Raw genomic sequence first — 26,184 nt, 5'->3', positions numbered from 1 at the left:
CGCGAGGACACCCGCCGCGGCGCCCTCACTCCGTGGCCGCGAGGCGCCGGCGCCAGTAGTCGATCTCCGCCTTCGACCGTGGATGGCTGAGGGGATCGACCGCGGCATCGGCCTCGTCGAGCCACGCCTGCGCGGAGAGCCGGTCCCCGGCCACGCACGACAGGGCGCCGAGCGCGATGCCGGGCGTGAACGGTCGGGTGCGCAGGTGGAGCGTCGTCTCGGTGTGGCCGGTCACCGGATCCCGCACGCCCTCCGCAGCCGGGATGCCCTCCCCTGTGGTGAGCACCGCCGCGAGCCGATCCCGGTCGCCGCAGGCGCCCAGGAACGGCACGATGGCCGAGCGCACGCGGGCGGCCAGCCGCTCGAGGGTGTCCTCCTCCGCGAACCACGCGCTCTCCACGATCGACACATCGAGCTGGTAGGGCTTCACCCGCTGCGGGTCGCGGTGGGCGGCGACGCCGTCCTCCGGATGCAGCGCCGGGAACAGCACGCCGTAGTGCACGCTCATGTGCAGGCCGCTGGAGAAGAAGTCGACGACCTCGACGCGGTCCTCCACGGTCCGCCGCCACGTGCGCCCCGACTTGCGGAAGCCGAATCCGCGCATCGTGCCGTCGACGTGGTCGCGCAACAGCCGATCGACCTCACCACGCAGCACCCGGGGGATCGGATTCGCCTTGGCCCGTACGGCCGCCGCTTTCTCCCGCTTCAGGTCGTCGTCGCGCGTCGCCGCTCGGGCCGTCGCCTCCGAGCCGAGCGCCGCTCCGATGCGCTTCACCAGATCGCGGCGTGCGATGCTCTCCAGCAGCGCCTCGATCTCTGCGGTGTCGGCGGGCGCATCGCGCTGCACCAGACTGTCGATCGCCGCGGTCGCCACCCGCAGGGCGAGCGACTCGGTCTGCGGGGGTCGCGTGGCGGCGCCCTGGCGGGCGAGCGCGCCGAGTAGCGGCGCGGGTACGTCGTCCGAGGACAGCCAGCGCGCGGCGACGACGGCCGCGCGCACGAGATCCTCGTTCGACGGCGTGAAGAGATGGCCGTCCGCGGCCACCCCGGTCTCGGCCGCGGCGCGTATCCACTCGCGCACCAGACGGCGGCCGGCGTCGGACTGCACGTGCTGCCGCGCCTGGCGCTGCCAGGTCTGGGACGGCGCCTTGTGTCCGAGCGCGGCCAGGTGCCGCACGATCGGTTCGATGTCATCCACGGGCAGCGCGCGGGCGAGTCGTCGTGCCGACTCGGCCCACTCGTCTCCGTCGTCGACCACCGTGAGGTCGAGGACTCCCGACGGCAGGAACGACGCCCGCAGGCGGCGCGCGACCTTGAGATCCTTGTCGACGCCGTAGCGAGAGGCGAACCGTCCGGACATCAGCCCGTCGAGGTGCTGCACGCTGGCCTCGAGCGCCTCATACAGCTCGGCATCCCGATGCCCGGCGTCCGTCGCCGTCTTGGCGCCGCGCAGCGCCGGGGCGCACACATAGCTCATGGCATCGATGGCGAGCGCGGCGCGCAGGGCGAACGCCGCGGTCTCTGCGTCCCAGGGCAGCTTCTTGCGCGGGAGGGATCGGATGAGATCGTCTTCGGCCGATCGATGCCGCCACCCGTTCACGAGCTGCGGGCTGACGTCCATGATCAGCAGCAGCGCGACGAGCTGGAGGCGCGGTGTCGACGCTCTCCCGGCGAAGGCCTCCGCCCAGTCGGTGTCCGACGACACGGGACGACCGAGGGCCTCCCCCAGCTCACGGCGCAGTGCCTCGCGGGTCAGTGCCACGCCGGCACCGCCGAGCGCTTACTCGGCGGGACCATCGATGACTTCGTCGACCAGGCTGATACCTCCGGACGAGCTCGCCTCGACCATCAGCGCCTGGATCCACTTCACGTTGAGCTGCGGGGTCTCCGGCTCCTCGAACGTGAACCGGAGCGGGATGGACGGGTGCAGCCAGATGGTCGAGCGACCGGGCGTATCGCCCTCGGGGTGACGCCAGGAGAGCGTGAAGCTCTCGTTGCGGCGGAGCTTGGTCGCGATCGCGACCTTGAGGTGTGCGAGGGCGCGGTCCTCGATCTGGATCTCGCTGCCGCTCCCGTACTGCATGGTTCCCATGCCACGACTGTAGCGGGCGGCTCTCCCGCATGCGAAGGCCGTGCTGCGCTCGCGGGAGGAGGACTCGTCCGGGGCTGTCAAGGCCCTGGGCCCGGCGCGGTGCGGGTGTAGGTTCCGCGCATGGAGACGATCAGAGTGGGTCTCGTCGCGGATCCGGCGTCGCCCACCGCCGTTGCGCGCCGGATGACCGGCCTCACTCCACCGCTCGCCGCCGAGGCCGACGGATGGATCGTCGAGCTCGTCAGCGAGCCGTTCACCCTCGGGTCGGAGGATGTGGACGTCGCTCTGGAGCGACTCCGCTCGCACGCCGATCAGCACGGGTGGGACCTCGTCATCGGCGTCACCGAGCTTCCGCTCCGCGACGACGACGGCCGCTATCTCCTGGCAGCGGTCCACCCTCGACGGCGCTCCGCCGTCCTGTCGCTTCCCGCACTGGGAGGGTTCCGGGTGCAGCGCCGCGCACGACACGCGGTTCGGGGCCTCGTGGACGGGATGGCTGAACCCGTCTCGCCGGAAGAGCAGCGCCTGCCGCTCCCCCGGCTCAGCGCCCGGGGGCGTGTGCTCCTGGGCATGGTGCTGGCCAACCGCCCGTGGCGGCTCGCCGCGGGTCTCAAATCGGCGCTCGTCGCCGCCCTCGCCACCGGCGCGGTGGCGACCATCGAGCCGACCGTGTGGTCTCTCGCCCTCTCGCTGTCGCCCTGGCGCCTGGTGGCGGCGACGGTGGCCTCGATCGCGATCATCATCGCCTGGATCGTGATCGACGGCAGGCTGTGGGACCGACCCGACGACCACTCGCCCGCGGCGCGGGAGCGATCCCGTCTCTACAACACCTCGACGCTGCTGACCCTCACCGTCGGGATCGTCATCTGCTATCTGACGCTCTACGTCGTGAACCTGGCGTGGGCGCTGTTCGTCCTCGACCCCGCGGTCATGAGTGAAGACCTCGGGCGGTCCGTCGAGTTCGGCGATCTGTTCGTGCTCACCTGGTTCGTCGCGTCGGCGGCGACTGTCGGCGGGGCGTTGGGCACCGGCCTGGAGTCCGACGAGGCGATCCGGGCCGCCACGTACTCCAAGCGCGAGGAGGAGCGCCGCGCCCGGTTGGCCGACGAGCGCGACGCCCGGTGACGACTGCCGGGTGCACGTCCACGCGGAAGGGCCCCGCCACCTGCTCATGGTGATCGGGTCGCGGGGCCTATCGATCGTCGACGTCGGCCGGGGGACTCAGAAGTCCCAGTCGTCGTCTTCCGTGGCCTCGGCCTTGCCGATGACGTACGAGGAGCCCGACCCCGAGAAGAAGTCGTGGTTCTCGTCCGCGTTCGGGGAGAGCGCCGACAGGATCGCCGGGTTCACGTTGGTGACCGTCGAGGGGAACATCGCCTCGTAGCCCAGGTTCATCAGGGCCTTGTTGGCGTTGTAGTGCAGGAACTTCTTGACGTCCTCGGTCAGGCCGACGCCGTCGTAGAGGTCCTGCGTGTACTGAACCTCGTTGTCGTACAGCTCGTAGAGCAGCGAGAACGTGTAGTCCTTCAGCTCGTCCTTGCGCGCCTGGTCGAGCGTCTCGAGCCCGCGCTGGAACTTGTAGCCGATGTAGTAGCCGTGCACGGCCTCGTCACGGATGATGAGGCGGATGAGGTCGGCGGTGTTGGTGAGCTTCGCCCGGCTCGACCAGTGCATCGGCAGATAGAAGCCCGAGTAGAAGAGGAAGCTCTCCAGCAGGGTCGAGGCGACCTTGCGCTTGAGCGGGTCGTCGCCGCGGTAGTAGTCCGTGACGATCTGCGCCTTCTTCTGCAGGTTCGGGTTCTCCACCGACCAGCGGAACGCCTCGTCGATCTCCTTCGTCGAGCACAGCGTCGAGAAGATCGACGAGTAGCTCTTCGCGTGCACCGACTCCATGAACGCGATGTTCGTGTAGACGGCCTCCTCGTGCGGAGTGATCGCATCGGGGATGAGCGACACGGCGCCGACGGTGCCCTGGATGGTGTCGAGCAGCGTCAGGCCGGTGAACACCCGCATCGTGAGCGTCTGCTCCTCGGGAGTGAGCGTGTTCCACGACTGGATGTCGTTCGACAGCGGCACCTTCTCGGGCAGCCAGAAGTTGTTCACCAGGCGGTTCCAGACCTCGAGGTCCTTGTCGTCCTGGATGCGGTTCCAGTTGATCGCCTGCACGCTGTCGACCAGCTTGAGGGGTTCGTGCGGAGTCATTTCTCGTTGTTCCTTGGGGTGCGGAGGCCGGTCAGAGCATGCAGGAGACGCACTCGGTCATGTCGGTGCCCTCGAGCGCCAGCTGACGCAGGCGGATGTAGTAGATCGTCTTGATGCCCTTGCGCCACGCGTAGATCTGCGCCTTGTTGATGTCACGCGTGGTGGCGGTGTCCTTGAAGAACAGCGTCAGCGACAGGCCCTGGTCGACGTGCTGCGTGGCCGCGGCGTACGTGTCGATGACCTTCTCGTAGCCGATCTCGTACGCGTCCTGGTAGTACTCCAGGTTGTCGTTCGTCATGAACGCCGCCGGGTAGTACACGCGACCGAGCTTGCCCTCCTTGCGGATCTCGATCTTCGACGCGATCGGGTGGATCGACGACGTGGAGTTGTTGATGTAGGAGATCGAGCCCGTGGGCGGCACGGCCTGCAGGTTCTGGTTGTAGATACCGTGCTCCTGGATCGACGCCTTCAGCGCGGCCCAGTCCTCCTGCGTCGGGATGTGCTTGCCGGCGAAGAGCTCCTTCACCTTCTCGGTCTCGGGGACCCAGGCGCGCTCGATGTACTTGTCGAAGAACTCCCCCGATGCGTAGGTCGAGTCCTCGAACCCATCGAACGTGGTGCCGCGCTCGATGGCGAGGTTGTTCGACGCGCGCAGCGCGTGGAACAGCACCGTGTAGAAGTAGATGTTCGTGAAGTCGATGCCCTCCTCCGAACCGTAGAACACGTGCTCGCGGGCGAGGTACCCGTGCAGGTTCATCTGGCCGAGGCCGATCGCGTGGGAGCGGTCGTTGCCGTCTTCGATCGAGCGCACCGAGCCGATGTGACTCTGGTCGCTGACCGCGGTGAGCGCGCGGATCGCGGTCTCGACCGTCTGGCCGAGGTCGTCGGCGTCCATCGACAGCGCGATGTTCATCGAGCCGAGGTTGCACGAGATGTCCTTGCCGATGCTGTCGTACGACAGGTCGTCGTTGTACGTGGTCGGCGTGTTCACCTGCAGGATCTCGCTGCACAGGTTGGACATGTTGATGCGCCCCTTGATGGGGTTGGCCTTGTTGACCGTGTCCTCGAACATGACGTACGGGTAGCCGGACTCGAACTGGATCTCGGCGACGGTCTGGAAGAACTCGCGGGCGTTGATCTTCGTCTTCTTGATGCGCGGGTCGTCGACCATCTCGCGGTACTTCTCGGTGACCGAGATGTCGCCGAACGGCACGCCGTAGACCTTCTCGACGTCGTACGGCGAGAACAGGTACATGTCCTCGTCGTTCTTGGCGAGCTCGAACGTGATGTCGGGCACGACCACGCCGAGCGACAGCGTCTTGATGCGGATCTTCTCGTCGGCGTTCTCGCGCTTGGTGTCGAGGAACCGCATGATGTCGGGGTGGTGCGCGTTGAGGTACACCGCGCCGGCGCCCTGACGCGCGCCGAGCTGGTTGGCGTAGCTGAAGCTGTCTTCGAGCAGCTTCATGACGGGGATGATACCGGACGACTGGTTCTCGATCTGCTTGATCGGCGCACCGGCCTCGCGGATGTTCGACAGGAGCAGGGCGACGCCGCCGCCGCGCTTCGAGAGCTGCAGCGCGGAGTTGATGCCGCGGGCGATCGACTCCATGTTGTCTTCGATGCGCAGCAGGAAGCAGCTGACGAGTTCGCCGCGCTGCGCCTTGCCCGCGTTGAGGAACGTGGGGGTGGCCGGCTGGAAGCGACCGGAGATGATCTCCTCGACCAGGTTGACCGCGAGCTTCTCGTCGCCGTCGGCCAGGGCGAGGGCCGTCATCACGACGCGGTCCTCGAAGCGCTCCAGGTAGCGCTTGCCGTCGAACGTCTTGAGCGTGTAGCTCGTGTAGTACTTGAACGCGCCGAGGAACGTCTCGAAGCGGAACTTCTTGGAGTAGGCCAGGTCGTTGAGCTTCTGCACGAAGTCGAACGAGTACTTCTCGATGACCGCACCCTCGTAGTACTCCTTCTCCACGAGGTAGTCCAGGCGCTCACGGAGCGAGTGGAAGAAGACGGTGTTCTGGTTCACGTGCTGCAGGAAGTACTCCCGCGCGGCGCGCTTGTCGGCGTCGAACTGGATCTTGCCGTTCGCGTCGTACAGGTTGAGCATCGCGTTGAGGGCGTGATAGTCGAGCCCCTCGTATGCGGGGTTCACCTTGAAGGCCACCGTCTCGGTCACTGAAGTTCCCACCGTCGTTCCAATCCGTCGCTCACGCGATCCACGTCGTCCTGTGTGCCGAAGATCTCGAGCCGATACAAGTGAGGCACGTGGCACTTGCGGCTGATGATGTCGCCGGCGAGGCAGAACGCGTCGCCGAAGTTGGTGTTGCCCGCGGAGATCACTCCGCGGATGTGGCGCCGATTGCGCTCGTCGTTGAGGAACCGGATCACCTGTTTGGGCACCGCGCCCTTCTCGACGCCGCGCCCCGCACCCCCACCGTAGGTGGGGGTGACCAGCACGAAGGGCTCGTCAACGACGAGGTCTTCGTCCGTGCGGTGAAGGGGGATGCGTCGGGCGGGGAACCCGAGTTTCTCGATGAAGCGCGCGGTGTTACCCGACACGCTCGAGAAGTAGACCAGGAGCGGCGCTGCGGTCGCGACGGCGCTCATGGCCGATCACGCCAGGCGGGAGGCGAGCTCGTCGATCTTGTCGGGACGGAAGCCCGACCAGTGGTCCTCGTCGGTGACGACGACCGGCGCCTGCATGTAGCCGAGCGCCTTGACCTGCTCCAGGGCCGTCGGGTCCTCCGACAGGTCGTGGATCTCGTACTCGATGCCCTTGGCGTCGAGGGCGCGGTAGGTGGCGTTGCACTGAACGCAGGAAGGCTTGGTGTAGACCGTGATCGACATCTGATTCCCCTCGAATCTCTGGTTTCTCCGGCAGGCCCCCGCCGGGATCTCAATACTACATATGGGTGCGGACATTCGGAGTGACCACAAGGGGTAGTAGTTACATCCGTGTAGTTTTTCCACCGCTCTCCACTGATACAACACAGGTTCTCCACCGTTTCTTCCACAGGCGGAGGTGCGCTCGCAGCCCTCCCGAACCGCGTGAAATCGCGGCTGGGAAGACGCTGGGAGAGATCCATCCACAGGGGGCACCGTACGCCGGGCCTCGGACATCCGAATGCCTGTGGAATTCGCTCTTCGGCGTGTCGCGGGCGTGTCGCGGCGTGTCGTCCCCGACGCCGTCTCCGCAGCCCCCTCGCGGGCCGGTACCGTTGTCGGGTGGCGGGCTATCGGGATCTCCTTCGCACGCCGGGAGTCGGGCGCATGATCGCCGCCCAGCTCACCGCGCGGTTCCCCAACGGGATGATGTCTTTGGCGATCCTGCTGCACGTCGAACAGCAGACCGGCTCCTACGGATCGGCCGGTCTCGTGCTCGCCGCGACCAGCGCCGGGCAGGCCGTCGCCGGGCCGATCACCAGCCGCTGGATGGGCGCGTGGGGCATGCGTCGCGTGCTCACCCTCACCCTGACGGTGTGCGTGCTCGCCGTGCTCGGCCTGGCCGTCCTCTCGCTCTCGGTGCCGGGATACATGGCGCTCGGCATGGTCGCCGGGCTCTCCACCCCTCCCGTGCAGGCCGCTGTGCGCACGATCTACCCCAAGCTCGTCAACGCCGGTCAGCTCACCCCGCTCTTCTCGCTCGACGCCTCGCTGCAGGAGATCATCTGGGTGCTCGCCCCCGTCGTCATCACCCTGGTCTCCACCCAGATCGGCACGACCGAAGGGCTGCTGCTGGTCGCGATCGTGCTCGTGGGCGGCGGCGCGTGGTTCATCCTCTCCCCCGAGGTGGGGCGCGTGCGCATCCCGCGCAGCCGCAACGCTCTCGGCACGGTCGTGCTCAAGCCCCCCGTGCTGCTGGCCACCGTGATCGGCTTCCTCCTGATCGGCGCCTGCTCGGCCGTGGAGGTCGGCGTCGTCGCGACATTCGAGCACGGCAGCCTCGCGGCGGGCCTCATCCTCGCGGTGTTCTCGGCGGGCAGCCTGGCCGGAGGCCTCGCGTTCGGCCACATCCCGATCGGCCCGTGGGCCATGGCCCGACGGCTCCTCATCGTCACGGTCGGGCTCGCGCTCACCATGGTCATGCTCAACGTCTTCTGGCTCGGGGGCACCCTGATCCTGGCGGGCATCGGCATCGCCCCCGCGCTCGCGGTCCTGTTCGCCATCACGACCGCGAGCGTCAAGTTCAGCGAGACAGCGGAGGCCTTCGGCTGGGCGGGAACCGGGCAGCTGATCGGCGCCGCCGCGGGGTCCGCCGTCGCGGGCTTCCTCGTCGACGTCGGCGACTGGCGCGGCGCCTACCTCGCCGCCACGATCTTCGCCGGCGTCGGCCTCCTGGTCTCCATCGTCTTCGTCCGCGCCTTCCCCGACCTGCGTCACCGCGACGCGAGCCCGCATCCCGACACCGAACCCCTGGCGGTCACCCCCTCATGAGCCTCCCCGTCCCCTCCCCCGCGCCCGAGATCGTCTGCGTCGGCGAGTCGATGGCCCTGATCACCCCCACCGGCGCACCGCTCGCGGACGCCGACACCGCGACCCTCACCCATGCCGGCGCGGAGGCCAACGTGGCGGTCGGCGTCGCGGCGGCCGGGCACCGCGCCGCCTGGGCCTCGCGCCTCGGCGACGACCCGCTGGGCGACCGTCTCGCCGGCGAGCTCGAGCGTCGCGGGGTCGAGCTGTGGGTCGAGCGCGACGGGGACGCGCCGACCGGGGTCATGTTCAAGGATCCCGGTGTCGAGTCGTCCGCGGTCTACTACTACCGGCGCGGATCCGCGGCCTCCCGCATGGCTCCCGGTTTCCTCGACGCCGCCCGGCTCGAGGGCGTGCGCATCGTGCACACCACCGGCATCACCCCGGCGCTCTCGCCCACCTGCCTGGCGGCGGTCGATGCGCTGTACGCCGACGCCCGCGCCACGGGAGCCACCGTGTCGTTCGACGTGAACGACCGCCGCGCCCTGTGGAGCCCGGAGGACGCGGCCTCGACGCTCGCGCGACTCGCGGACGCCGCCGACATCGCCTTCGTCGGCCGCGACGAGGCGGAGCGCATCTGGGGCACCGCGACACCGGCCGCGATCCGGGCGCATCTCCCCCACTGCGCGCTGCTCGTGGTGAAGGACGGCGACGTGGGCGCGACCGCGTTCACGCACGACGCCGAGCCCGTTTTCGTCCCGGCCCCCACGGTGGACGTGGTCGAGCCGGTGGGAGCCGGCGACGCGTTCGCCTCCGGCTTCCTCGCGGCGACGCTCGAGGGCGAGGACCTCGCCGCACGCCTGGCCGCCGGGCACGCCGCCGCCGCCCGGGTCCTGCGGATCGCGGCCGACCTGCCCCCGCTGAGCCGCGTCGGCTGAGCCCCGCCGGGCCGACCGGTGCCGCGGCCGCGGTCGTAGGCTGGTGCCATGCCCGCACCCCTCACCCTGCCCCGACGGTCGTGGGGCGATCCCGCAGCCGCGCGCCGCATTCTTCTCGTGCACGGACTCGGCTCGTCGGGCGCCCTCATGTGGCGGCTGGGCGATGCCATCGCGGCGACCGGAGCGGCCGCGACCGCCGTCGACCTGCGCGGGCACGGTGACGCCCCCCGCTCCCTCGACTACACCGTCGACGCGTACGCCGCCGACCTCGCGGCGACGACACCCGACGACGGAGGACCGTGGGACGCGGTCGTCGGCCACTCGCTCGGCGGCGCGGCCGCGACGGTCGCCGCCGCCGGCTCGCCGGACTGGACGCGACGCCTCGTGCTGATCGACCCGGCCCTGCACGTCGACGGACGCGACGCGGGCATCGTGCGGCGCAGTCAGGAACGGGCGTTCGCCGACAACCGGATCGAGGTCGTCCGGGAGGAGCACCCGCACTGGCACCCGCAGGACCACGAGCTGAAGATCGACGCCGTGCGGCGCGCGAGCGCCTGGGCCGTGGAGCAGACCAGCGCGCAGAACCGGCCGTGGGACGTACGCCCGCACGCCGCCCGTCTCACCGTCCCCACCCATGTCATCGGCGCCGATCCCGCCGTGTACAGCATCTTCGCGGGCGACCTCGCCGCCGAGGTGCTCGCCGGCAACCCGCGGATCACGATGTCGGTCGTGGCGGGCGCGGGGCACTCCCTTCATCGCGACCGCCCGGAGGAAGCGATCCGACAGCTCCTGGAGGCACTCGCATGACCGCGTTCGACCCGACCCGCTACCTCCCGGACGACCTCCTCGCGCGCATCCGCGAACGCGCGCCGATCCACGACCGCGAGAACACGTTCCCGCAGCAGGACCTCGACGAACTCCGCGACGCCGGCTACCTGTCGATCCTGGTCCCGGTCGAGCGCGGCGGCGCAGGACTCGGGCTCGCCGAGGCCGCGATCCTTCAGCAGCGTCTTGCGGGCGCGGCCCCCGCCACGGCCCTCGCGATCAACATGCACCTGGTGTGGACCGGGGTCGCGAAGGTCTTCTCCGACCGGGGTGTTCCCGGGCTCGAGTTCGTGCAGGACGGCGCGGTCGCCGGCGAGGTGTTCGCGTTCGGCATCAGCGAGGGCGGCAACGACCTCGTGCTGTTCGGCAGCGACACGGCCGCGGTGCCCGACGCCGACGGGGGCTACGCGTTCACGGGCACCAAGATCTTCACCTCGCTCGCGCCCGTCTGGACCAGGCTCGGACTGCACGGCCTGGACACCACCAGCGCGGACGCCCCGAAGCTCGTGTTCGCGTTCGTCGAGCGGACCGACGCCGTCACCACCTCGGACGACTGGGACACGCTCGGCATGCGCGGCACGCAGAGCAGGACGACGCGGCTCGACGGCGCCGTCGCCGACGCCGCGCACGTGGTCCGGCGGATCGACCAGGGCCCGAGCGCCGACCCCATCGTCTTCGGCATCTTCTCCGTGTTCGAGATCCTGCTCGCGTCGGTGTACACCGGCATCGCCCGCCGCGCACTGGAGCTGGCGGTCGCGACGGCGCAGACCCGTCGCTCCAAGAAGAGCGGCGCCGCGTACAGCCAGGACCCCGACATCCGTTGGCGCATCGCCGACATGGCGATCGCGTACGACGCGCTGCCGCCCCAGATCGCCGCGCTCGCGCGCGACGTGGACGAGCGCGTCGACCACGGGCCGCGCTGGTTCCCCGCCCTGTCCGGCCTCAAGCACCGTGCCGTGACGATGGCCAAGAGCGTGGTCGACGAGGCGATGCTGGTGGCGGGCGGCGGGTCCTACTTCTCCGGGAACGAGCTCTCCCGGCTGTACCGCGATGTCCTCGCCGGGATGTTCCATCCGTCCGACCCCGAGTCGGCGCACGCGACCGCGGCCAGCGCCTGGCTCGGACCCGTGGAGGCCTGACCGAACGCACGGATCGTGCAGGTCGGTCACTCAGATTCGACGGATCCGGTTGTCCATGACCGCCGCCAGTGCCAGGATCGCAGCATGGCACCGGCGAAGAAGAACTCCGCCCTCGACGCGATCTCCAAGACCATCATCGAGCTGCTGCAGGACGACGGGCGTCGCTCCTACTCCGACATCGGCCGCGTGGTGGGCCTCAGCGAGGCAGCGGTCCGCCAGCGCGTGCAGCGGCTCACCGAGACCGGCGTGATGCAGATCGTCGCGGTCACCGATCCGATGCAGCTCGGCTTCCACCGCCAGGCGATGATCGGCATCCGTGTGGCCGGGGACGCCCGGCACGTGGCGGAGGCGATCGCGGAGATCGACGCCGTCGACTACGTCGTCATCACGGTGGGCTCGTTCGACGTGATCGTCGAGGTCGTGTGCGAAGACGACGACCACCTGCTGGCCCTCGTGAACGACGTGATCCGTCCGATCGACGGCGTGCTGTCGACCGAGACGTTCATCTACGCGAAGCTGCAGAAGCAGCTCTACAACTGGGGGACCCGATGACCTCGCGCTCCGTGCCGTCCGCGTCCGCGCTGCAGTCCATGGCGAAGGATCACCTCTGGATGCACTTCACCCGCCAGTCGACCATGGCGGACTCCGGCGTGCCGATCATCGTCCGGGGCGACGGGCACCGCATCTGGGACGTCGAGGGCCGGGAGTACATCGACGGTCTGGCGGGACTGTTCGTGGTGAACGCGGGACACGGCAGGCGCCGGCTCGCCGAGGCCGCGGCGGCGCAGGCGTCCGAACTGGCCTTCTTCCCGCTGTGGTCGTACGCGCACCCCGCGGCGATCGAGCTCGCGGACCGGCTGGCGGACGAGGCGCCCGGCGACCTCAACCGCGTGTTCTTCTCCACGGGCGGCGGCGAGGCGGTGGAGACGGCCTTCAAGCTCGCGAAGCACTACTGGAAGCTGCAGGGGAAGCCCGCCAAGCACAAGGTGATCTCGCGTGCCGTCGCGTATCACGGCACCCCGCAGGGGGCCCTCGCGATCACGGGGATCCCCGCCATGAAGGCGATGTTCGAGCCGGTCACACCCGGCGGGTTCCGCGTGCCCAACACCAACTTCTATCGCGCGGCCGAGATGGGCGCGCCCGCCGACGACCTCGAGGCGTTCGGGCGCTGGGCCGCCGACCGCATCGAGGAGATGATCCTGTTCGAGGGTGCGGACACCGTCGCGGCCGTGTTCCTCGAGCCGGTGCAGAACTCGGGCGGCTGCTTCCCCCCGCCGCCCGGCTACTTCGCCCGCGTGCGCGAGATCTGCGACCGGCACGACGTCCTGTTGGTGTCAGACGAGGTGATCTGCGCGTTCGGACGGCTCGGGCACACCTTCGCCTGCACGGGGCTGGGGTATGTGCCCGACATGATCACGTGCGCCAAGGGCATGACCAGCGGCTACTCCCCCATCGGCGGCACGATCGTGAGCGACCGCGTGTACGAGCCGTTCGCGCAGGGCGATGTCTCCTTCCCGCACGGCTACACGTTCGGCGGCCACCCCGTGTCGGCCGCGGTGGCCCTGGAGAACCTCGCGATCTTCGACGAGGAAGGGCTCAACGCGCACGTGCGGGAGAACTCGCCGGTGTTCCGCGCGGAGCTGGAGACACTGCTCGACCTCCCGCTCGTGGGAGACGTGCGCGGCGACGGGTACTTCTTCGGCATCGAGCTGGTCAAGGACACCGCCACGCGGGAGACGTTCGACGAGGAGGAGTCGGAGCGGTTGCTGCGCGGCTTCCTCTCGCCCGCACTGTTCGAGGCCGGGCTGTACTGCCGGGCGGACGACCGCGGCGACCCGGTCATCCAGCTCGCCCCGCCGCTGACCGTCGGACCCGCGGAGTTCCGCGAGATCACGCAGATCCTGCGGGACGTGCTCACGCGGGCGCAGGCGGTGCTCTGAGCCACGCCGTGCGGCGTCAGGAACGTTCTCGGGCTCCGCGGGGCCGCGCCAGCAGCGCGATGTGCAGCGCCGCCAGCACCTCGCCGTCGTCGAGGTCGACGGCGAGCAGATCTGCGATGACCGCGAGCCGCTGGTAGAACACGGAGCGGGACAGGTGGCTCGCCGTCGCGGCCGCCGACCGGTTCCCCGGGTGGGCGACGAGCGCGGCGAGCACGTCGAGCAGATCCCCGCGGCGCTCCCGGTCGTGGCGGATCAGCGGCGCGAGCATGCGTTCGCCGTGCTCTTGCAGTCGGCGGTCATCGCCGAGCGCCGCCACCAGCTGCGCCAGCGGACGGTCGGCCACGCGGCGCACGGTGTCGGCGGCGTCCTCCGGGGCCCGGGCGGCGAGTTCCAGTGCAGCCCTGGTGGACGCGAGGAGGCCGCGCACATCGTCGGCCGGCTGACCGATGACCACCGCGACCGCGGGGCCGGCGATGCGGCGCGCGGCGGCGTCGCTCAGACCTCCGGCTGGTGGGACGACGAGAAGCACGACCGCGTCGTCGCGTCGGGCGGCGAGCGCGGCCACCCCTTCCGCGGTCGCGCGGGCTCGGATACTCTCCGCCGCCTCGGTCGTGCGCACGACCACGCCGCACGCCGGACGCCCGCCCACGTCGAACCCCAGTCGGGCGAGCCGTGCCGCGACATCGTCGACGCGTACGAACCGCGACCCCAGCAGGTCGTCGATCAGCGTGCGATGCGCGAGCACCGTCCACTCTGCCGCTCCGTCAGCGAGGCATCCGAACGCGAGCGCGGTGGCCCCCAGCTCCAGGACCGTGAGCCGACCGGCCGGGTGCGGGGGCCCCACGAGTGCCGTGAGCGACCCCCAGCGCACACCCCTCGCCTGCACGGGTACCCGCTCGGACGCCCCGTCGGCGACCAGCGCGAGCACCTCGGCGACGGGACGGGACAGCGCTTCGGTGGCGATCACCTCTCCCGCCAGGTTCTCCAGCACGACCGGCACGTCGAGCGCGCGGGCCGTCTCGGTCACGATCACGTCCGCCGGGGCTCCCCGCAGGCTGAGGGCCGTGAACAGCTCGTGCAGTCGCTGCCGTTCGCGCAGGGCCGCCGTCTGCGCGTCGATCAGTGCGCGGTGCACGGCCTCCGTCACCGTGACGAACTTGACCTCTCCGGCCAGCGCGACCAGGGCGAGCGACGCCTCCGCGCACGCCTCGACCACGGCGTCCGGCACGCGCGGCATCCGGTCGCCGAGCTCCACCACGACCCCGGCGACGCCGACCGCGGCCAGCTCGCGCACGAGCGCGCGCAGCGAGCGGGCGTCGCGCGGCCAGGCGGCCGCCGTGGTCAGCAGCAGCTCTCCGCCGTCGAGCAATCGCGCGACCCCGGCACTGTCGGACGCGTGCACCCAGCGCACGCCCGCGTCCAGCGCCGCCCCGCCCACGAGCACGCGCGGCGTACCGTCCTGCACCACGGGGAGCGCGACCACGTCCGCCACCCGCAGCAGCGGCGATCCGTGTCGCTCCGGACGATCTGTCTCGGACGGGGTGAACTCCCGACGTTCTGACACTCCGCATCTCCTGCCGGCTCTGTGACCATGGACTCGCACCCAGCGTAGCGAGCGCCGGTCAGAGTGTCCGGTCAGGCGCATCACCCAGCGGAGGAACCGTGGACATCGTCCGACACATCATCGACGGCAGCGAGACCGCGGCGGCACGCCGCACCGCCCCCGTGTACGACCCCGCGACGGGCCGGATCACGAAGCAGGTGGCGCTCGCCGACGCCACGGAGGTCGAGGCCGCCGTCACCGCCGCGGCCGCGGCGCTCCCCGCGTGGCGGGCCACCAGCCTGATCAAGCGCGCCGACGTGTTCTTCCGGTTGCGGCAGCTGCTCGCCGACCGCACGTCCGAGCTCGCGGCGATCGTGACATCCGAGCACGGCAAGGTGCTCTCCGATGCGGCGGGCGAGGTGTCGCGCGGCATCGAGAACGTCGAGTTCGCCGCCGGGCTCGTGCACCTGCTCAAGGGCGAGCGCAGCGAACAGGTCGCCCGCGGCGTGGACGTGCACTCCGTCAAGCAGCCGGTCGGTGTCGTGGCGGCCATCACCCCGTTCAACTTCCCGGTCATGGTGCCGCTGTGGATGGTCGCGTCCGCGATCGCGTGCGGCAACACGGTCGTGCTCAAGCCCAGCGAGAAGGACCCCTCCGCCGCGGTCTGGCTCGCGAAGCTGTTCCGGGAGGCCGGGCTCCCCGACGGCGTGCTCAACGTCGTGCACGGCGACCGGGAGGCCGTCGAGACCCTGCTCGACTCGCCCCGCGTGGATGCGGTGAGCTTCGTCGGCTCGACACCCATCGCGCGCTCGATCTACCGGCGGGCGTCGGCCGCGGGCAAGCGGGTGCAGGCGCTCGGCGGCGCGAAGAACCACATGGTCGTGATGCCCGATGCCGACCTCGACGCCGCGGCCGACGCGGCCGTGTCCGCCGCCTACGGCTCCGCGGGTGAACGCTGCATGGCGGTGTCGGTGCTGGTCGCGGTCGGCGACGTGGCCGACGACCTGGTGGCCGCGGTCGCCGCACGCATCGGCGGACTCCGGATCGGCCCCGGCACCGACGCCGCGAGCGACATGGGGCCGCTCATCACGCGCGAGCACCGTGACGCGGTCGCCTCGTACGTGCACGGCGCACCGGCGGAGGGCGCGACGGTCGTCGTCGACGGCACGTGGCAGGAGTTCGACTCCGACGGGTTCTTCCTCGGCGTGAGCCTGCTCGACCATGTGCGTCCCGGTATGGCCGCGTACGACCAGGAGATCTTCGGCCCGGTGCTGTCGGTCGTCCGTGTGGACACCTACGCCGACGCGGTCGCCCTCGTGAACGCCAACGCCTACGGCAACGGCACCGCGATCTTCACGCGCGACGGCGGCACCGCCCGCCAGTACGAGTTCGACGTCGAGGTCGGCATGGTGGGGGTGAACGTGCCGATCCCTGTACCGATCGGCGCGTACTCGTTCGGCGGATGGAAGGACTCGCTGTTCGGCGACTCCCACATCTACGGTCCCGAGTCCATCCACTTCTACACCCGCTCGAAGGTCGTCACGACTCGCTGGCCCGACCACACCCCCTCCCAGATCGACCTGGGCTTCCCGAGCAACCACTGACCACCGCGACCGGAGGGCACGACTCATGACCACCTACACCGATCGGCACGGCGCCACCCTTCCCCTGCCCGATGCGGCGGCCGACGCGCGCGTGCGTTCCGACGACCGCTCGCACGTCTTCCACTCCTGGAGCGCGCAGGCGGCGATCGATCCGCTGCCCGTCGCCGCGGGGCACGGCTCCACGTTCTGGGACTACGACGGCAACGCCTACCTCGACTTCTCCAGCCAGCTGGTCAATCTGAACCTCGGTCACCAGCACCCCGACCTCGTGGCCGCCATCCAACAGCAGGCGGGGCGGCTCTCGACCATCCAGCCGGCCATGGCCAACGACGTCCGCGGCGAGCTCGCCCGGCTGATCTCCGAGGTGGCGCCCGACGGCTTCGAGAAGGTGTTCTTCACCAACGGCGGCGCCGAGGCGAACGAGTACGCGGTGCGCATGGCACGCCAGTCCACCGGGCGCCGCAAGGTGCTGTCGATGTACCGCAGCTACCACGGCTCCACCTCGACCGCGATCTCGCTCACGGGCGACCCCCGCCGCTGGGCGAACGACACCGCCGACGCGGGAGCCGTGCGCTTCTTCGGCCCGTACCTGTACCGCTCCCCGTTCCACGCCGAGACGCCGGAGCAGGAGGCCGAGCGCGCCCTCGCCCACCTGGAGCAGACCATCCAGCTCGAGGGACCGCAGACGATCGCGGCGATCATCATCGAGACGGTCGTCGGCACGAACGGCGTGCTGGTGCCGCCGCCCGGCTACCTCCCGGGGGTGCGCGAGCTGTGCGACCGCTACGGCATCGTCTACATCGCCGACGAGGTGATGGTGGGGTTCGGACGCCTGGGCGAGTGGTTCGGCATCGACGCGTTCGGCGCGCAGCCCGACCTCCTCACCTTCGCGAAGGGCGTGAACTCGGGCTACGTGCCCCTCGGAGGTGTCGTAATCTCCGACCGCATCGCCCGCGCGTTCGACACGATGCCGTTCGCGGGCGGGCTCACGTACTCCGGGCATCCGCTGGCGTGCGCGGCCGGCGTCGCGACGTTCGAGGTGTTCCGCCGGGACGGGATCCTGGAGCGCGTCCGCGACCTCGGCGAGGGCGTCGTCGAGCCGACCCTGCGCTCCTGGGTCGAACGGCACCCGTCCGTGGGCGAGGTGCGGGGGCGCGGGCTGTTCTGGGCGGTCGAGCTCGTGCGGGATGCGGAGACCAGGGAGCCGTTGGTGCCGTTCAACGCCGCGGGTGCCGACGCTGCGCCCATGGTCGCGTTCGCCACGGCCGCTCGACGCGCAGGGGTCTGGCCGTTCACGCACTTCAACCGCGTGCACGTCGCGCCGCCGCTGGTGATCGAGGAGGAGGAGCTGCGGCGCGGGCTGCGGGTGATCGACGAGGCACTGGCCGTGGCGGACGAGGTGGCCGCCGGCTGAGGAGCCGGGCGGCCGGCGGGGCTACTTGGAGTCGAAGTCGAACGCCTTGAGCAGTTCCAGGACGGCCTTGTCGCGCTCCTCGCCGCCCTCCTCGAACATGTGGGTCACGTGCGTGCGCAGGTGGTTCTCGAGCAGCAAGCGGTTGAGAGACTCGAGGGAGCGCTGGATCGCCCGGGACTGCGTGATGATGTCCATGCAGTACTCCTCGTTCTCGATCATCCGCGCGACGCCGCGCATCTGACCCTCGAGGATGCTCGTGCGATGCAGGGCGCGCTTCTTGATGTCTTCGATCACGTATCGAGGGTACTCGCCCCGTGAAAGGATGACGTCATGCCGCGAACACCCACGACGCTGCTCTCCCTCGCCGATCAGGAACGGCGGCGAGCGCTGCGGCGGATGAAGGCCGTCGCCCTCGGCGCCCTGCTGTTCATGGCCCTCGCGTTCGTCATCGCCTTCGCGTTCCAGGAACGCATCGGCTGGCTCTCCTACGTGCGCGCGGCGGCCGAGGGCGGCATGGTCGGTGCTCTCGCGGACTGGTTCGCGGTCACGGCGCTGTTCCGTCGCCCCCTGGGGCTGCCCATCCCGCACACGGCGATCATCCCCAACCGCAAGGACGAGATCGGCCGTACGCTCGGCGAGTTCGTGGAGACGAACTTCCTGGCCGCCGACGTGGTGCGCACGAAGCTGTCGACCACCGCGATCGCGCGCCGCGCCGGCGAGTGGCTGCGGGAGGAGCCCCATGCGGAACGCGTCGCCGCGGAGGGCGCGACGATCGCGACGGCGGTGCTCAACGCCCTGAGCGACGACGACGTCCGTGACCTGCTCACGGATCTCGCCCGTGAGCACCTCGTGGCGCCGGAGTGGGGTCCGCCCGCCGGTGCCTGGCTGGAGAAGATCGTCGAGTCCGAGGCGCACCACGGCGCCGTCGACCTGGCGGCCGACAGCATCGAGCGCTGGCTGGAGGCCAACGCCACCTCGTTCACCGGGCTCGTGTCGCGACGCCTCCCCGGCTGGGTTCCGAAGCTCGCGCATCGGTTCGTCGACGACACGGTGTACAACGAGGCCCTCAAGTTCGTGCGCGCCGTGCAGGCCGATCCGCACCACCCGGCACGCCTGGCCGTCGACGGCTATCTGGCCCGGCTGGCCGACGCTCTGCAGAACGACCCGGCGACCCGCGCGAAGCTCGAGAGCGCGAAGGCGTCGCTGTTCGACAGCCCCCGGGTGGGAGCGCTGGCCGCCGAGGCCTGGAACACCGCGAAGAACGGACTGCTCACCTCGCTCGCCGATCCGCAGAGCGGACTGCGGAGCCGGGCGGTGCAGGCGCTGCAGGAGGTGGGCGAGCGCCTCACCACGGACGCCGCCCTGCAGCGTCGCGTCGACACCTGGGTGTCCGACGCCGCGGTCTTCCTGGTCGAGCGCTACCGTCATGACATCGCCTCGATCATCACCGACACCGTGGAGCGCTGGGACCCCGCCGAGACCACCGAGAAGATCGAGCTGATGGTGGGCAGGGACCTGCAGTACATCCGCCTGAACGGCACCGTGGTGGGCGCGCTCGCGGGCCTGGCGATCTTCACGCTCGCGCACGCCCTGATCCCGGGAGTCTGACATGCCACTGTCCCACGACCCTCTCTGGCCCCGCGCCGGATCCTGGCCCGCGTTCGATGCCGCGGCCGATGCCGTGCTGCTGGGCGTGCCGACCTGGCGCACCTCGCTGTCGCCCACCGGAGCGCACGCCACGCCCGCCGCGATCCGCGAGGCCCTTCCCCGCTACGGCACCGCGCTGATGGGTCCGCCGCCCCGCGACCTGAACGAGCTGCTGCGCATCACCGACGCCGGTGACATCGCCGAGCCGGACGGGCCCGCGGGGGAGGCGGAGGTGATCGCCCGCGTGCGAGAGCTCTCGGAGGCGGCGGAGCTCGTGGTCGCCCTCGGCGGAGACAACTCCCTCACGTACCCGGTCGCTCTCGGTGCGCGGGCCACGGGGCTCATCACGTTCGACGCGCACTTCGACCTCCGCGACGGCGTGTCCAACGGCAGCCCGGTGCGGCGCCTGGTCGAGGACACCCCGGTGGCGTCGCTCCTGCCGACGACGCGGCTCGACCCCACCAGGATCGTGCAGATCGGGATCGCGGACTTCGCGAACTCGGTCGCCTACGCCCGGCGCGCGGCCGAGTGGGGCATCCGGGTGATCACGCTCGACGAGCTGCGGCGGCGGGGTGCCGCCGACGTGGTGACCGAGGCGCTGGAGGTCGCGGGGGCGGGCGCCGACCCGCGCGTGCACCTCGACATCGACGTGGACGTGTGCGACCGCGCCGTCGCTCCCGGCTGTCCGGCGAGCGTCCCCGGTGGGCTGCAGGCGTGGGAGCTCCGCGCCCTCACGCGTGCCGTGGCGTCGGATCCCCGCGTCGTGAGCGCCGACATCGCCGAGGTCGACGCGACCGCCGATGCCGCCGACGCTCGGACGGTGCGACTCGCCGCCCTGTGCCTGCTGGAGCTGCTGACCGGACTCGCGCTCCGGCGATGAGGATCGTGCCGGCGAGGCCGGCGAGGGTGTCCGCGGCGGACGCTGTCCGCTCCTGAGCCGGAGCGCGGGCGGTCAGCCGACCTCGACGCCGCCCTTCCACACCCGGTGCACGAGCGGAACGCCGGGGCGGTAGGCCAGGTGCACGCGGCTCGGCGCCTCCAGCAGCACCAGGTCCGCGCGTGCACCCGGTGCGAGCGTGCCGATGTCGTCTCTGCGCAGGGCGCGGGCGCCGCCGGCCGTGGCCGCCCACACCGCTTCCGCCGGCGTCATGCCCATATCGCGCACGGCCACGGCGATGCAGAACGGCATCGACGAGGTGAAGCTCGACCCCGGGTTCGTGTCGCACGCGAGCGCCACAGTCACCCCCGCATCGAGCAGTCGTCGCGCGTCCGGGTACGGCTGACGCGTAGAGAACTCCACCCCGGGCAGCAGGGTGAGCACGGTGTCGGATCCGGCGAGCGCCGCCACGTCCGCATCGGTCAGGTAGGTGCCGTGGTCGATCGACGCGGCGCCGAGCTCGACGGCGAGCTGCACCCCCGCGCCGGGGCCGAGCTGGCTGGCGTGCACCCGCGCGCCCAGTCCCCGGGCGATGCCGGCTTCCAGCACGCGCCGCGACTGCGCGGTGGTGAAGGCACCGGTCTCACAGAACACGTCAATCCACCGGGAGTGCGGCGCACAGGCGTCGAGCATGGGACCCGCCACCAGGTCCACGTACTCGTCGGCACGATCCGCGTACTCCGGTGGCACGACGTGCGCTCCGAGGAACGTGACCTCGGGCGTGATCTCGGCGGCGAGCCGCACGAGCCGTTCCTCGTCCTCGACGCTCAGCCCATACCCGCTCTTGATCTCGACGGTCGTGGTGCCCTGCGCGAGCATCTCGTCACGGAACCGCCGCAGCCGCAGCCGCAGCTCGGCGTCCGTCGCCGCCCTGGTCGCGGCCACGGTGGAGCGGATGCCTCCGGCGGTGTACGGGCGCCCCGCCATGCGGGCCTCGAACTCGGCGGCGCGGTCGCCCGCGAACACGAGGTGGCTGTGGCTGTCGACGAACCCGGGGATCACGGCACGTCCGGCAGCGTCCACGACCTCGAGGTCTGCCAGCCCGGCGGTGCGCGCCGCGGCATCGCCAGCGGGGCCCGTCCAGACGACGCGCCCCTCGTCGAGGAGCACAGCTGCGTCGACGGCGGTACCGCAGGGATCGCGGTCGCTCACGACGTTCGTGGTGAGTTCGCCGATGCGGGTGATGAGCGTGGGCATGCGGTCTCCTGGGTCCGGGCGGCTCAGAGCATCGGGATCGTCAGGCCGCGCTCGCGCGCCACCTCGCGGGCGTGCTCGTACCCGGCGTCCACGTGCCGCATCACGCCCGTCCCCGGGTCGTTCGTCAGCACACGCGCGAGCTTCTCGGCCGCGAGGTCCGTGCCGTCCGCGACGGTCACCTGGCCCGCGTGGATCGAGCGCCCGATGCCGACGCCGCCGCCGTGGTGGAGCGACACCCAGGAGGCGCCCGAGGCCGTGTTGAGCAGCGCGTTGAGCAGCGGCCAGTCGGCGATCGCGTCTGAGCCGTCCTTCATCGCCTCGGTCTCGCGGTACGGCGACGCCACCGACCCGGCGTCGAGGTGATCACGACCGATCACGATCGGCGCGGAGAGCTCCCCCGAGGCCACCATCTCGTTGAACTTCAGCCCGGCGAGGTGCCGTTCCTGGTAGCCGAGCCAGCAGATGCGTGCCGGGAGGCCCTCGAACTGCACGGAGGACCCGGCCTTGTCCAGCCAGCGACGGAGGGCGGTGTCCTGCGGGAACAGCTCGGCGATCGCGCGGTCGGTCTTCGCGATGTCGGCGGGGTCGCCGGAGAGCGCAACCCAGCGGAAGGGCCCTCGACCCTCCTCGAACTGGGGACGGATGTAGGCGGGTACGAACCCGGGGAACGCGAACGCGCGGTCGAATCCGCCGAGCTCGGCTTCCGCGCGGAGGGAGTTGCCGTAGTCGAACACGGCCGCCCCGTCGTCGAGGAACCCGACCATCGCCTCGACGTGCGCCGCCATCGACGCCCGCGACCGTCGGGTGAACTCCTCCGGGTCCCGCGCGGCTTCGGCTCGCCAGTCCGCCACGGATACGCCGACGGGCAGGTAGGCGAGCGGGTCATGCGCGCTGGTCTGATCCGTCACGATGTCGATGGGCACTCCGCGGCGCCGCAGCTCGGGGAAGATCTCGGCGGCGTTGCCGACCACGCCCACGGAGCGCGCCTGTCCTGCGTCCTTCGCGGCGACCGCTCGGGCGACGGCGGCGTCGAGGTCGTGCGTGTACTCGTCGAGGTAGCCATGTTCGACGCGACGCGCGAGCCGGGTCTCGTCCACGTCGACGATCAGCACGGCCCCCTCGTTCAGCGTCACGGCGAGGGGCTGCGCGCCCCCCATGCCCCCGGCGCCGGCGGTCAGCGTGAGAGTGCCGCGCAACGAATCGCGTCCGAGCGAGCGGGCGACGGCCGCGAACGTCTCATACGTCCCCTGCAGGATCCCCTGCGTGCCGATGTAGATCCACGACCCCGCGGTCATCTGCCCGTACATGGTGAGCCCGAGCTCCTCCAGCCGACGGAACTCGGGCCACGTGGCCCAGTCGCCCACGAGGTTCGAGTTCGCGATGAGCACGCGGGGCGCCCACTCGTGCGTGCGGAACACGCCGACCGGCTTGCCCGACTGCACGAGCAGCGTCTCGTCGGGCTCGATCTCGTCGAGCGTGCGGACGATCGCCTCGTATGCGGCCCAGCTGCGCGCCGCGCGGCCCGTCCCGCCGTAGACCACGAGCTCTTCGGGGTGCTCGGCGACCTCGGGGTCGAGGTTGTTCATGAGCATGCGCTTGGCGGCTTCCGCGCCCCAGCTCTTGGCGGTGCGGGTGTTCCCTCGCGGTGCGCGGACGGTGCGGCTCTTTGGTTCGACGGTGTCACTCATGCATGTGCTCCTTTGCGATGCGGGCGACCTGGCCCGACTGGACGAGTGCGGTCACGGCTTCCATGTCCGGCGAGAGGTAGTGGTCGGGGCCCGGACCGGCGGCGACGGTCCGCACGAGGTCGCGGACGGCGCCGGTCGCGGCTCCGGCCTCGAGGGGCGCGCGCAGATCGAGGGCTCGCGCAGCCGTGAGGATCTCGATCGCGAGCACGCGCGACAGTCCATCGATCGCACGGCGCAGCTTGCGGGCGGCCGCCCAGCCCATCGAGACGTGGTCCTCCTGCATCGCCGACGACGGGATCGAGTCGACCGAGGCGGGCACGGCCAGGCGCTTGAGCTCGGAGACGATGCCCGCCGCGGCGTACTGGGCGATCATGAGGCCCGAGTCCACGCCCACCTCCGCGGCCAGGAAGGGCGGCAGTCCGTGGCTGCGCGCGGGGTCGAGGGCGCGGTCGGTGCGGCGCTCCGACACCGAGGCGACGTCGGCGACCGAGATGGCCAGGAAGTCCAGCACGGCGGCGACAGGTGCGCCGTGGAAGTTGCCGTTGGACTCGATGCGGCCGTCGAGGGTGATGACAGGGTTGTCGATCACGCTGGAGAGCTCACGCAGCGCGATCGTCTCGGCGTGCGCGACCGTGTCCCGGGCGGCCCCGTGCACCTGCGGAGAGCACCGGAGGGAGTAGGCGTCCTGCACACGTCCATCCTCCGGCCCCTTGTGGCTGGCCACCATGGGCGAGTCGGCGAGCAGCGCGCGAAGGTGTGCCGCCGAGATCGACTGTCCCGCCTGCGGGCGCAGCGCCATCAGGTCCGCAGCGAAGACGGCGTCGGTACCGAGCTGCGATTCGATGGACATCGCCGCGGCCACGTCCGCCGTGAGAAGAAGTGTGTCGAGGTCGTGCAGGGCCAGCGCCAGCATGCCGAGCATGCCGTCCGTGCCGTTGATCAGCGCGAGGCCTTCCTTCTCGACCAGCGTCAGCGGAGCGATCGCCGCGGCAGCCAGGGCGTCGGCGGCGGGGACGAGAGTCCCCTGCGCGTCGCGCACGTCCCCCTCCCCCATGGTCGCGAGCGCGATGTGGGCCAGGGGCGCCAGATCGCCGGAGCAGCCGAGGGAGCCGTACTCGCGCACGACCGGTGTGATGCCGGCGTTGAGGAGCGCCGCGTACGTCTCCACCACCGCGGGCCGCACCCCGGTGCGACCGGAGGCGAGGGTCTGCAGGCGCAGCAGCTGCAGTCCGCGGACCACCTCGCGCTCGACCTCCGGACCGGTACCGGCGGCGTGCGAGCGGATCAGACTCGCCTGCAGCTGCAGACGACGCTCGGGCGCGATGAACGTCGTGGCCAGCGCGCCGAAGCCGGTCGACACTCCGTAGTGCGGGTGCGGATCCGACGCGAGCCCGTCGATCACACGACGGGTCTCGGCCACCCGCTCCAGGGCCTCGGTGGGAACGACGACGGGTGCTCCGTGACGAGCCACGCGGACGACATCCGCGAGAGACACGGGACCGCGACCGACGACGACGGGGGTGGAAGAGCTCATGGATCCGATTCCACACCCGACGGCCCCGTCGCGCGGCGTCTTCGTGAGATCCTGTGTCTGTGATCCCAGACAGCAGCGAGCGCGCCGTGGCCGGTACGAGCGTGCCGGCCGCCGACCAGACGCTGCGGATCCTGAGCCACCTGGCCACCCGTCCGGCGCCGGTCGCTGCGTCGGCGATCGCGCGGGAGCTCGGGCTTCCGCGGTCCACCGTCTATCACCTGCTGAACACGCTGGCCGCCCGGGGCTTCGTGATCCACCTTCGCGACGACCAGCGGTGGGCGCTCGGCACCGCCGCGTTCGAGCTCGCGGGCGGGTATGCCCGTCAGCAACCGCTCGCCCGTCTCGGCCGGCCGATCGTCGCGGCGCTCTCCGACCGCCTGGGAGAGAGTGCGCACCTCGCCGTGATGAGCGGCAGTGACGTGCTGTACATCGTGGAAGAACGTGCGGCCCGACGCCCGGCCCTGGTCACCGATGTCGGCGTGCGCCTCCCCGCTCATCTCACGGCGACGGGCCGCGCCATGCTCGCCGCGCTGCCCCGTGAACAGATCAGGGCGCTGTATCCCGGGCCCTCGGCGTTTCCGGACCGGACGGGTCGCGGTCCTCGTCGGCCGTCGGAGCTGCGTGAGCTGCTGCGGCAGGTGAGGGAGCGCGGGTACGCCACGGAGGACGGCGAGGTCGCGGACGGCCTGCGGTCCGTCGGTGCCGTCGTCGCGGATCGCACAGGATGGCCTGTCGCTGCGGTGGCGGTCACCTGGGCCGGCGACAGCCGTGACGCACCGCAGGACGGCCGCGACGCAGCACTGGCCACGGAGGTCCGCGAGGCGGCAGCGCTTCTCGAGGCCCGCACGACGCGTTGAGGCCGTGCCCTGCGCGCGCAGGTTCGGCGGCGCGGCCCGTTAACGCAAGGCGGCGCGGCCCGTTAACGCAAGGCGGCGCGGCCCGTTAACGCAAGAAGGCCACCCAACGATGGGTGGCCTTCTTGACTAAAAGGAGTCCGGCGGTGTCCTACTCTCCCACAGGGTCCCCCCTGCAGTACCATCGGCGCTGTGAGGCTTAGCTTCCGGGTTCGGAATG

The 26,184-nt window shown here is 70.8% G+C and carries 23 protein-coding genes and 1 rRNA gene; 12 read left to right on the top strand and 12 right to left on the bottom strand.

Annotated features, from left to right (window positions below):
- Positions 1-25: 25 nt before the first annotated feature.
- Positions 26-1,762: a DUF4304 domain-containing protein gene (locus ACWH95_RS16435; RefSeq protein WP_454121022.1), complete on the bottom strand. Its 1,737-nt coding sequence runs from the start codon at positions 1,760-1,762 to the stop codon at positions 26-28.
- Between the two features lie 18 nt (positions 1,763-1,780).
- Complete coding sequence (locus ACWH95_RS16430) at positions 1,781-2,092, bottom strand: DUF7882 family protein (RefSeq protein WP_136031128.1); 312 nt, start codon at positions 2,090-2,092, stop codon at positions 1,781-1,783.
- A gap of 120 nt (positions 2,093-2,212) precedes the next feature.
- On the opposite strand from ACWH95_RS16430, the gene ACWH95_RS16425 reads away from it, so the two are divergent.
- Positions 2,213-3,217, top strand: a complete 1,005-nt coding sequence (locus ACWH95_RS16425) for a hypothetical protein (RefSeq protein WP_454121021.1) — start codon at positions 2,213-2,215, stop codon at positions 3,215-3,217.
- Positions 3,218-3,313: 96 nt separating this feature from the next.
- Here ACWH95_RS16425 and nrdF read toward each other — a convergent pair whose 3' ends face one another.
- Genes nrdF through nrdH form a run of 4 tightly spaced genes read right to left on the bottom strand, consistent with a single transcriptional unit; the run spans position 3,314 to position 7,141 of the window.
- Positions 3,314-4,294 carry a class 1b ribonucleoside-diphosphate reductase subunit beta gene (nrdF, locus tag ACWH95_RS16420; protein ID WP_136037131.1) on the bottom strand — a complete coding sequence of 327 codons (981 nt, stop codon included), beginning with the start codon at positions 4,292-4,294 and terminating at the stop codon, positions 3,314-3,316.
- Between the two features lie 31 nt (positions 4,295-4,325).
- Positions 4,326-6,470, bottom strand: coding sequence for a class 1b ribonucleoside-diphosphate reductase subunit alpha (gene nrdE / locus ACWH95_RS16415; protein ID WP_308194380.1), 2,145 nt, complete (start codon positions 6,468-6,470; stop codon positions 4,326-4,328).
- Complete coding sequence (gene nrdI / locus ACWH95_RS16410) at positions 6,467-6,901, bottom strand: class Ib ribonucleoside-diphosphate reductase assembly flavoprotein NrdI (protein ID WP_136031133.1); 435 nt, start codon at positions 6,899-6,901, stop codon at positions 6,467-6,469. The genes nrdE and nrdI overlap by 4 nt, the downstream gene beginning before the upstream one ends.
- Positions 6,902-6,907: 6 nt before the next feature.
- Complete coding sequence (gene nrdH, locus ACWH95_RS16405) at positions 6,908-7,141, bottom strand: glutaredoxin-like protein NrdH (protein ID WP_017202656.1); 234 nt, start codon at positions 7,139-7,141, stop codon at positions 6,908-6,910.
- A gap of 423 nt (positions 7,142-7,564) precedes the next feature.
- Between nrdH and ACWH95_RS16400 the strand changes: the two genes are divergently transcribed.
- The 6 genes from ACWH95_RS16400 (at position 7,565) to ACWH95_RS16375 (ending at position 13,546) form a co-directional block, all read left to right on the top strand.
- Positions 7,565-8,728 carry an MFS transporter gene (locus tag ACWH95_RS16400; protein ID WP_454121020.1) on the top strand — a complete coding sequence of 388 codons (1,164 nt, stop codon included), beginning with the start codon at positions 7,565-7,567 and terminating at the stop codon, positions 8,726-8,728.
- Positions 8,725-9,642 carry a sugar kinase gene (locus ACWH95_RS16395; RefSeq protein ID WP_378803878.1) on the top strand — a complete coding sequence of 306 codons (918 nt, stop codon included), beginning with the start codon at positions 8,725-8,727 and terminating at the stop codon, positions 9,640-9,642. Before ACWH95_RS16400 ends, ACWH95_RS16395 begins: the two co-directional genes overlap by 4 nt.
- 48 nt (positions 9,643-9,690) lie before the next feature.
- On the top strand, positions 9,691-10,449 hold the full coding sequence (locus ACWH95_RS16390) for an alpha/beta fold hydrolase (RefSeq protein WP_378803877.1): 759 nt from the start codon (positions 9,691-9,693) through the stop codon (positions 10,447-10,449).
- A complete protein-coding gene (locus tag ACWH95_RS16385) occupies positions 10,446-11,606 on the top strand; it encodes an acyl-CoA dehydrogenase family protein (RefSeq protein WP_136035754.1) in 1,161 nt (386 codons plus the stop codon). Before ACWH95_RS16390 ends, ACWH95_RS16385 begins: the two co-directional genes overlap by 4 nt.
- Before the next feature lie 84 nt (positions 11,607-11,690).
- A complete protein-coding gene (locus ACWH95_RS16380; protein WP_136031144.1) occupies positions 11,691-12,158 on the top strand; it encodes an Lrp/AsnC family transcriptional regulator in 468 nt (155 codons plus the stop codon).
- A complete protein-coding gene (locus ACWH95_RS16375; protein ID WP_454121019.1) occupies positions 12,155-13,546 on the top strand; it encodes an aspartate aminotransferase family protein in 1,392 nt (463 codons plus the stop codon). Before ACWH95_RS16380 ends, ACWH95_RS16375 begins: the two co-directional genes overlap by 4 nt.
- Before the next feature lie 16 nt (positions 13,547-13,562).
- Here the strand turns inward: ACWH95_RS16375 and ACWH95_RS16370 are convergent, their stop codons facing one another.
- Positions 13,563-15,110, bottom strand: a complete 1,548-nt coding sequence (locus ACWH95_RS16370; RefSeq protein WP_454121018.1) for a PucR family transcriptional regulator — start codon at positions 15,108-15,110, stop codon at positions 13,563-13,565.
- 98 nt (positions 15,111-15,208) lie between these two features.
- Between ACWH95_RS16370 and ACWH95_RS16365 the strand changes: the two genes are divergently transcribed.
- Positions 15,209-16,693 (top strand): CoA-acylating methylmalonate-semialdehyde dehydrogenase, encoded by a 1,485-nt coding sequence (locus ACWH95_RS16365; RefSeq protein WP_454121017.1) that lies wholly within the window; start codon positions 15,209-15,211, stop codon positions 16,691-16,693.
- Between the two features lie 25 nt (positions 16,694-16,718).
- Positions 16,719-18,107 (top strand): aminotransferase class III-fold pyridoxal phosphate-dependent enzyme, encoded by a 1,389-nt coding sequence (locus tag ACWH95_RS16360; RefSeq protein WP_454121016.1) that lies wholly within the window; start codon positions 16,719-16,721, stop codon positions 18,105-18,107.
- A 21-nt stretch (positions 18,108-18,128) separates the two neighbouring features.
- Here the strand turns inward: ACWH95_RS16360 and ACWH95_RS16355 are convergent, their stop codons facing one another.
- Complete coding sequence (locus tag ACWH95_RS16355) at positions 18,129-18,401, bottom strand: metal-sensitive transcriptional regulator (protein WP_045255889.1); 273 nt, start codon at positions 18,399-18,401, stop codon at positions 18,129-18,131.
- A 36-nt stretch (positions 18,402-18,437) separates the two neighbouring features.
- On the opposite strand from ACWH95_RS16355, the gene ACWH95_RS16350 reads away from it, so the two are divergent.
- A complete protein-coding gene (locus ACWH95_RS16350) occupies positions 18,438-19,715 on the top strand; it encodes a DUF445 domain-containing protein (RefSeq protein ID WP_454121015.1) in 1,278 nt (425 codons plus the stop codon).
- A 1-nt stretch (position 19,716) separates the two neighbouring features.
- The gene (locus ACWH95_RS16345) at positions 19,717-20,634 is read left to right on the top strand and encodes an arginase family protein (RefSeq protein ID WP_454121014.1); all 918 of its coding nucleotides are present in this window, start codon (positions 19,717-19,719) and stop codon (positions 20,632-20,634) included.
- Positions 20,635-20,706: 72 nt separating this feature from the next.
- On the opposite strand, the gene hutI is transcribed toward ACWH95_RS16345, so the two are convergent.
- The 3 genes from hutI to hutH are packed head-to-tail and all read right to left on the bottom strand — an operon-like array spanning position 20,707 to position 25,110.
- The gene (hutI, locus tag ACWH95_RS16340) at positions 20,707-21,888 is read right to left on the bottom strand and encodes an imidazolonepropionase (protein ID WP_454121013.1); all 1,182 of its coding nucleotides are present in this window, start codon (positions 21,886-21,888) and stop codon (positions 20,707-20,709) included.
- A gap of 23 nt (positions 21,889-21,911) precedes the next feature.
- Positions 21,912-23,576: a urocanate hydratase gene (gene hutU / locus ACWH95_RS16335; protein ID WP_136035668.1), complete on the bottom strand. Its 1,665-nt coding sequence runs from the start codon at positions 23,574-23,576 to the stop codon at positions 21,912-21,914.
- On the bottom strand, positions 23,569-25,110 hold the full coding sequence (hutH, locus tag ACWH95_RS16330) for a histidine ammonia-lyase (protein WP_454121012.1): 1,542 nt from the start codon (positions 25,108-25,110) through the stop codon (positions 23,569-23,571). Before hutH ends, hutU begins: the two co-directional genes overlap by 8 nt.
- 53 nt (positions 25,111-25,163) lie before the next feature.
- Between hutH and ACWH95_RS16325 the strand changes: the two genes are divergently transcribed.
- The gene (locus ACWH95_RS16325; protein WP_240745304.1) at positions 25,164-25,967 is read left to right on the top strand and encodes an IclR family transcriptional regulator; all 804 of its coding nucleotides are present in this window, start codon (positions 25,164-25,166) and stop codon (positions 25,965-25,967) included.
- 135 nt (positions 25,968-26,102) lie between these two features.
- Here ACWH95_RS16325 and rrf read toward each other — a convergent pair.
- Positions 26,103-26,184 (bottom strand): 5S ribosomal RNA (rrf, locus tag ACWH95_RS16320); the annotation flags it as partial.

This window comes from Microbacterium sp. NPDC055502 (assembly GCF_053643635.1).
Note: the sequence above shows the minus strand (reverse complement) of the source record. Positions and strands in the feature narration are given on the sequence as shown.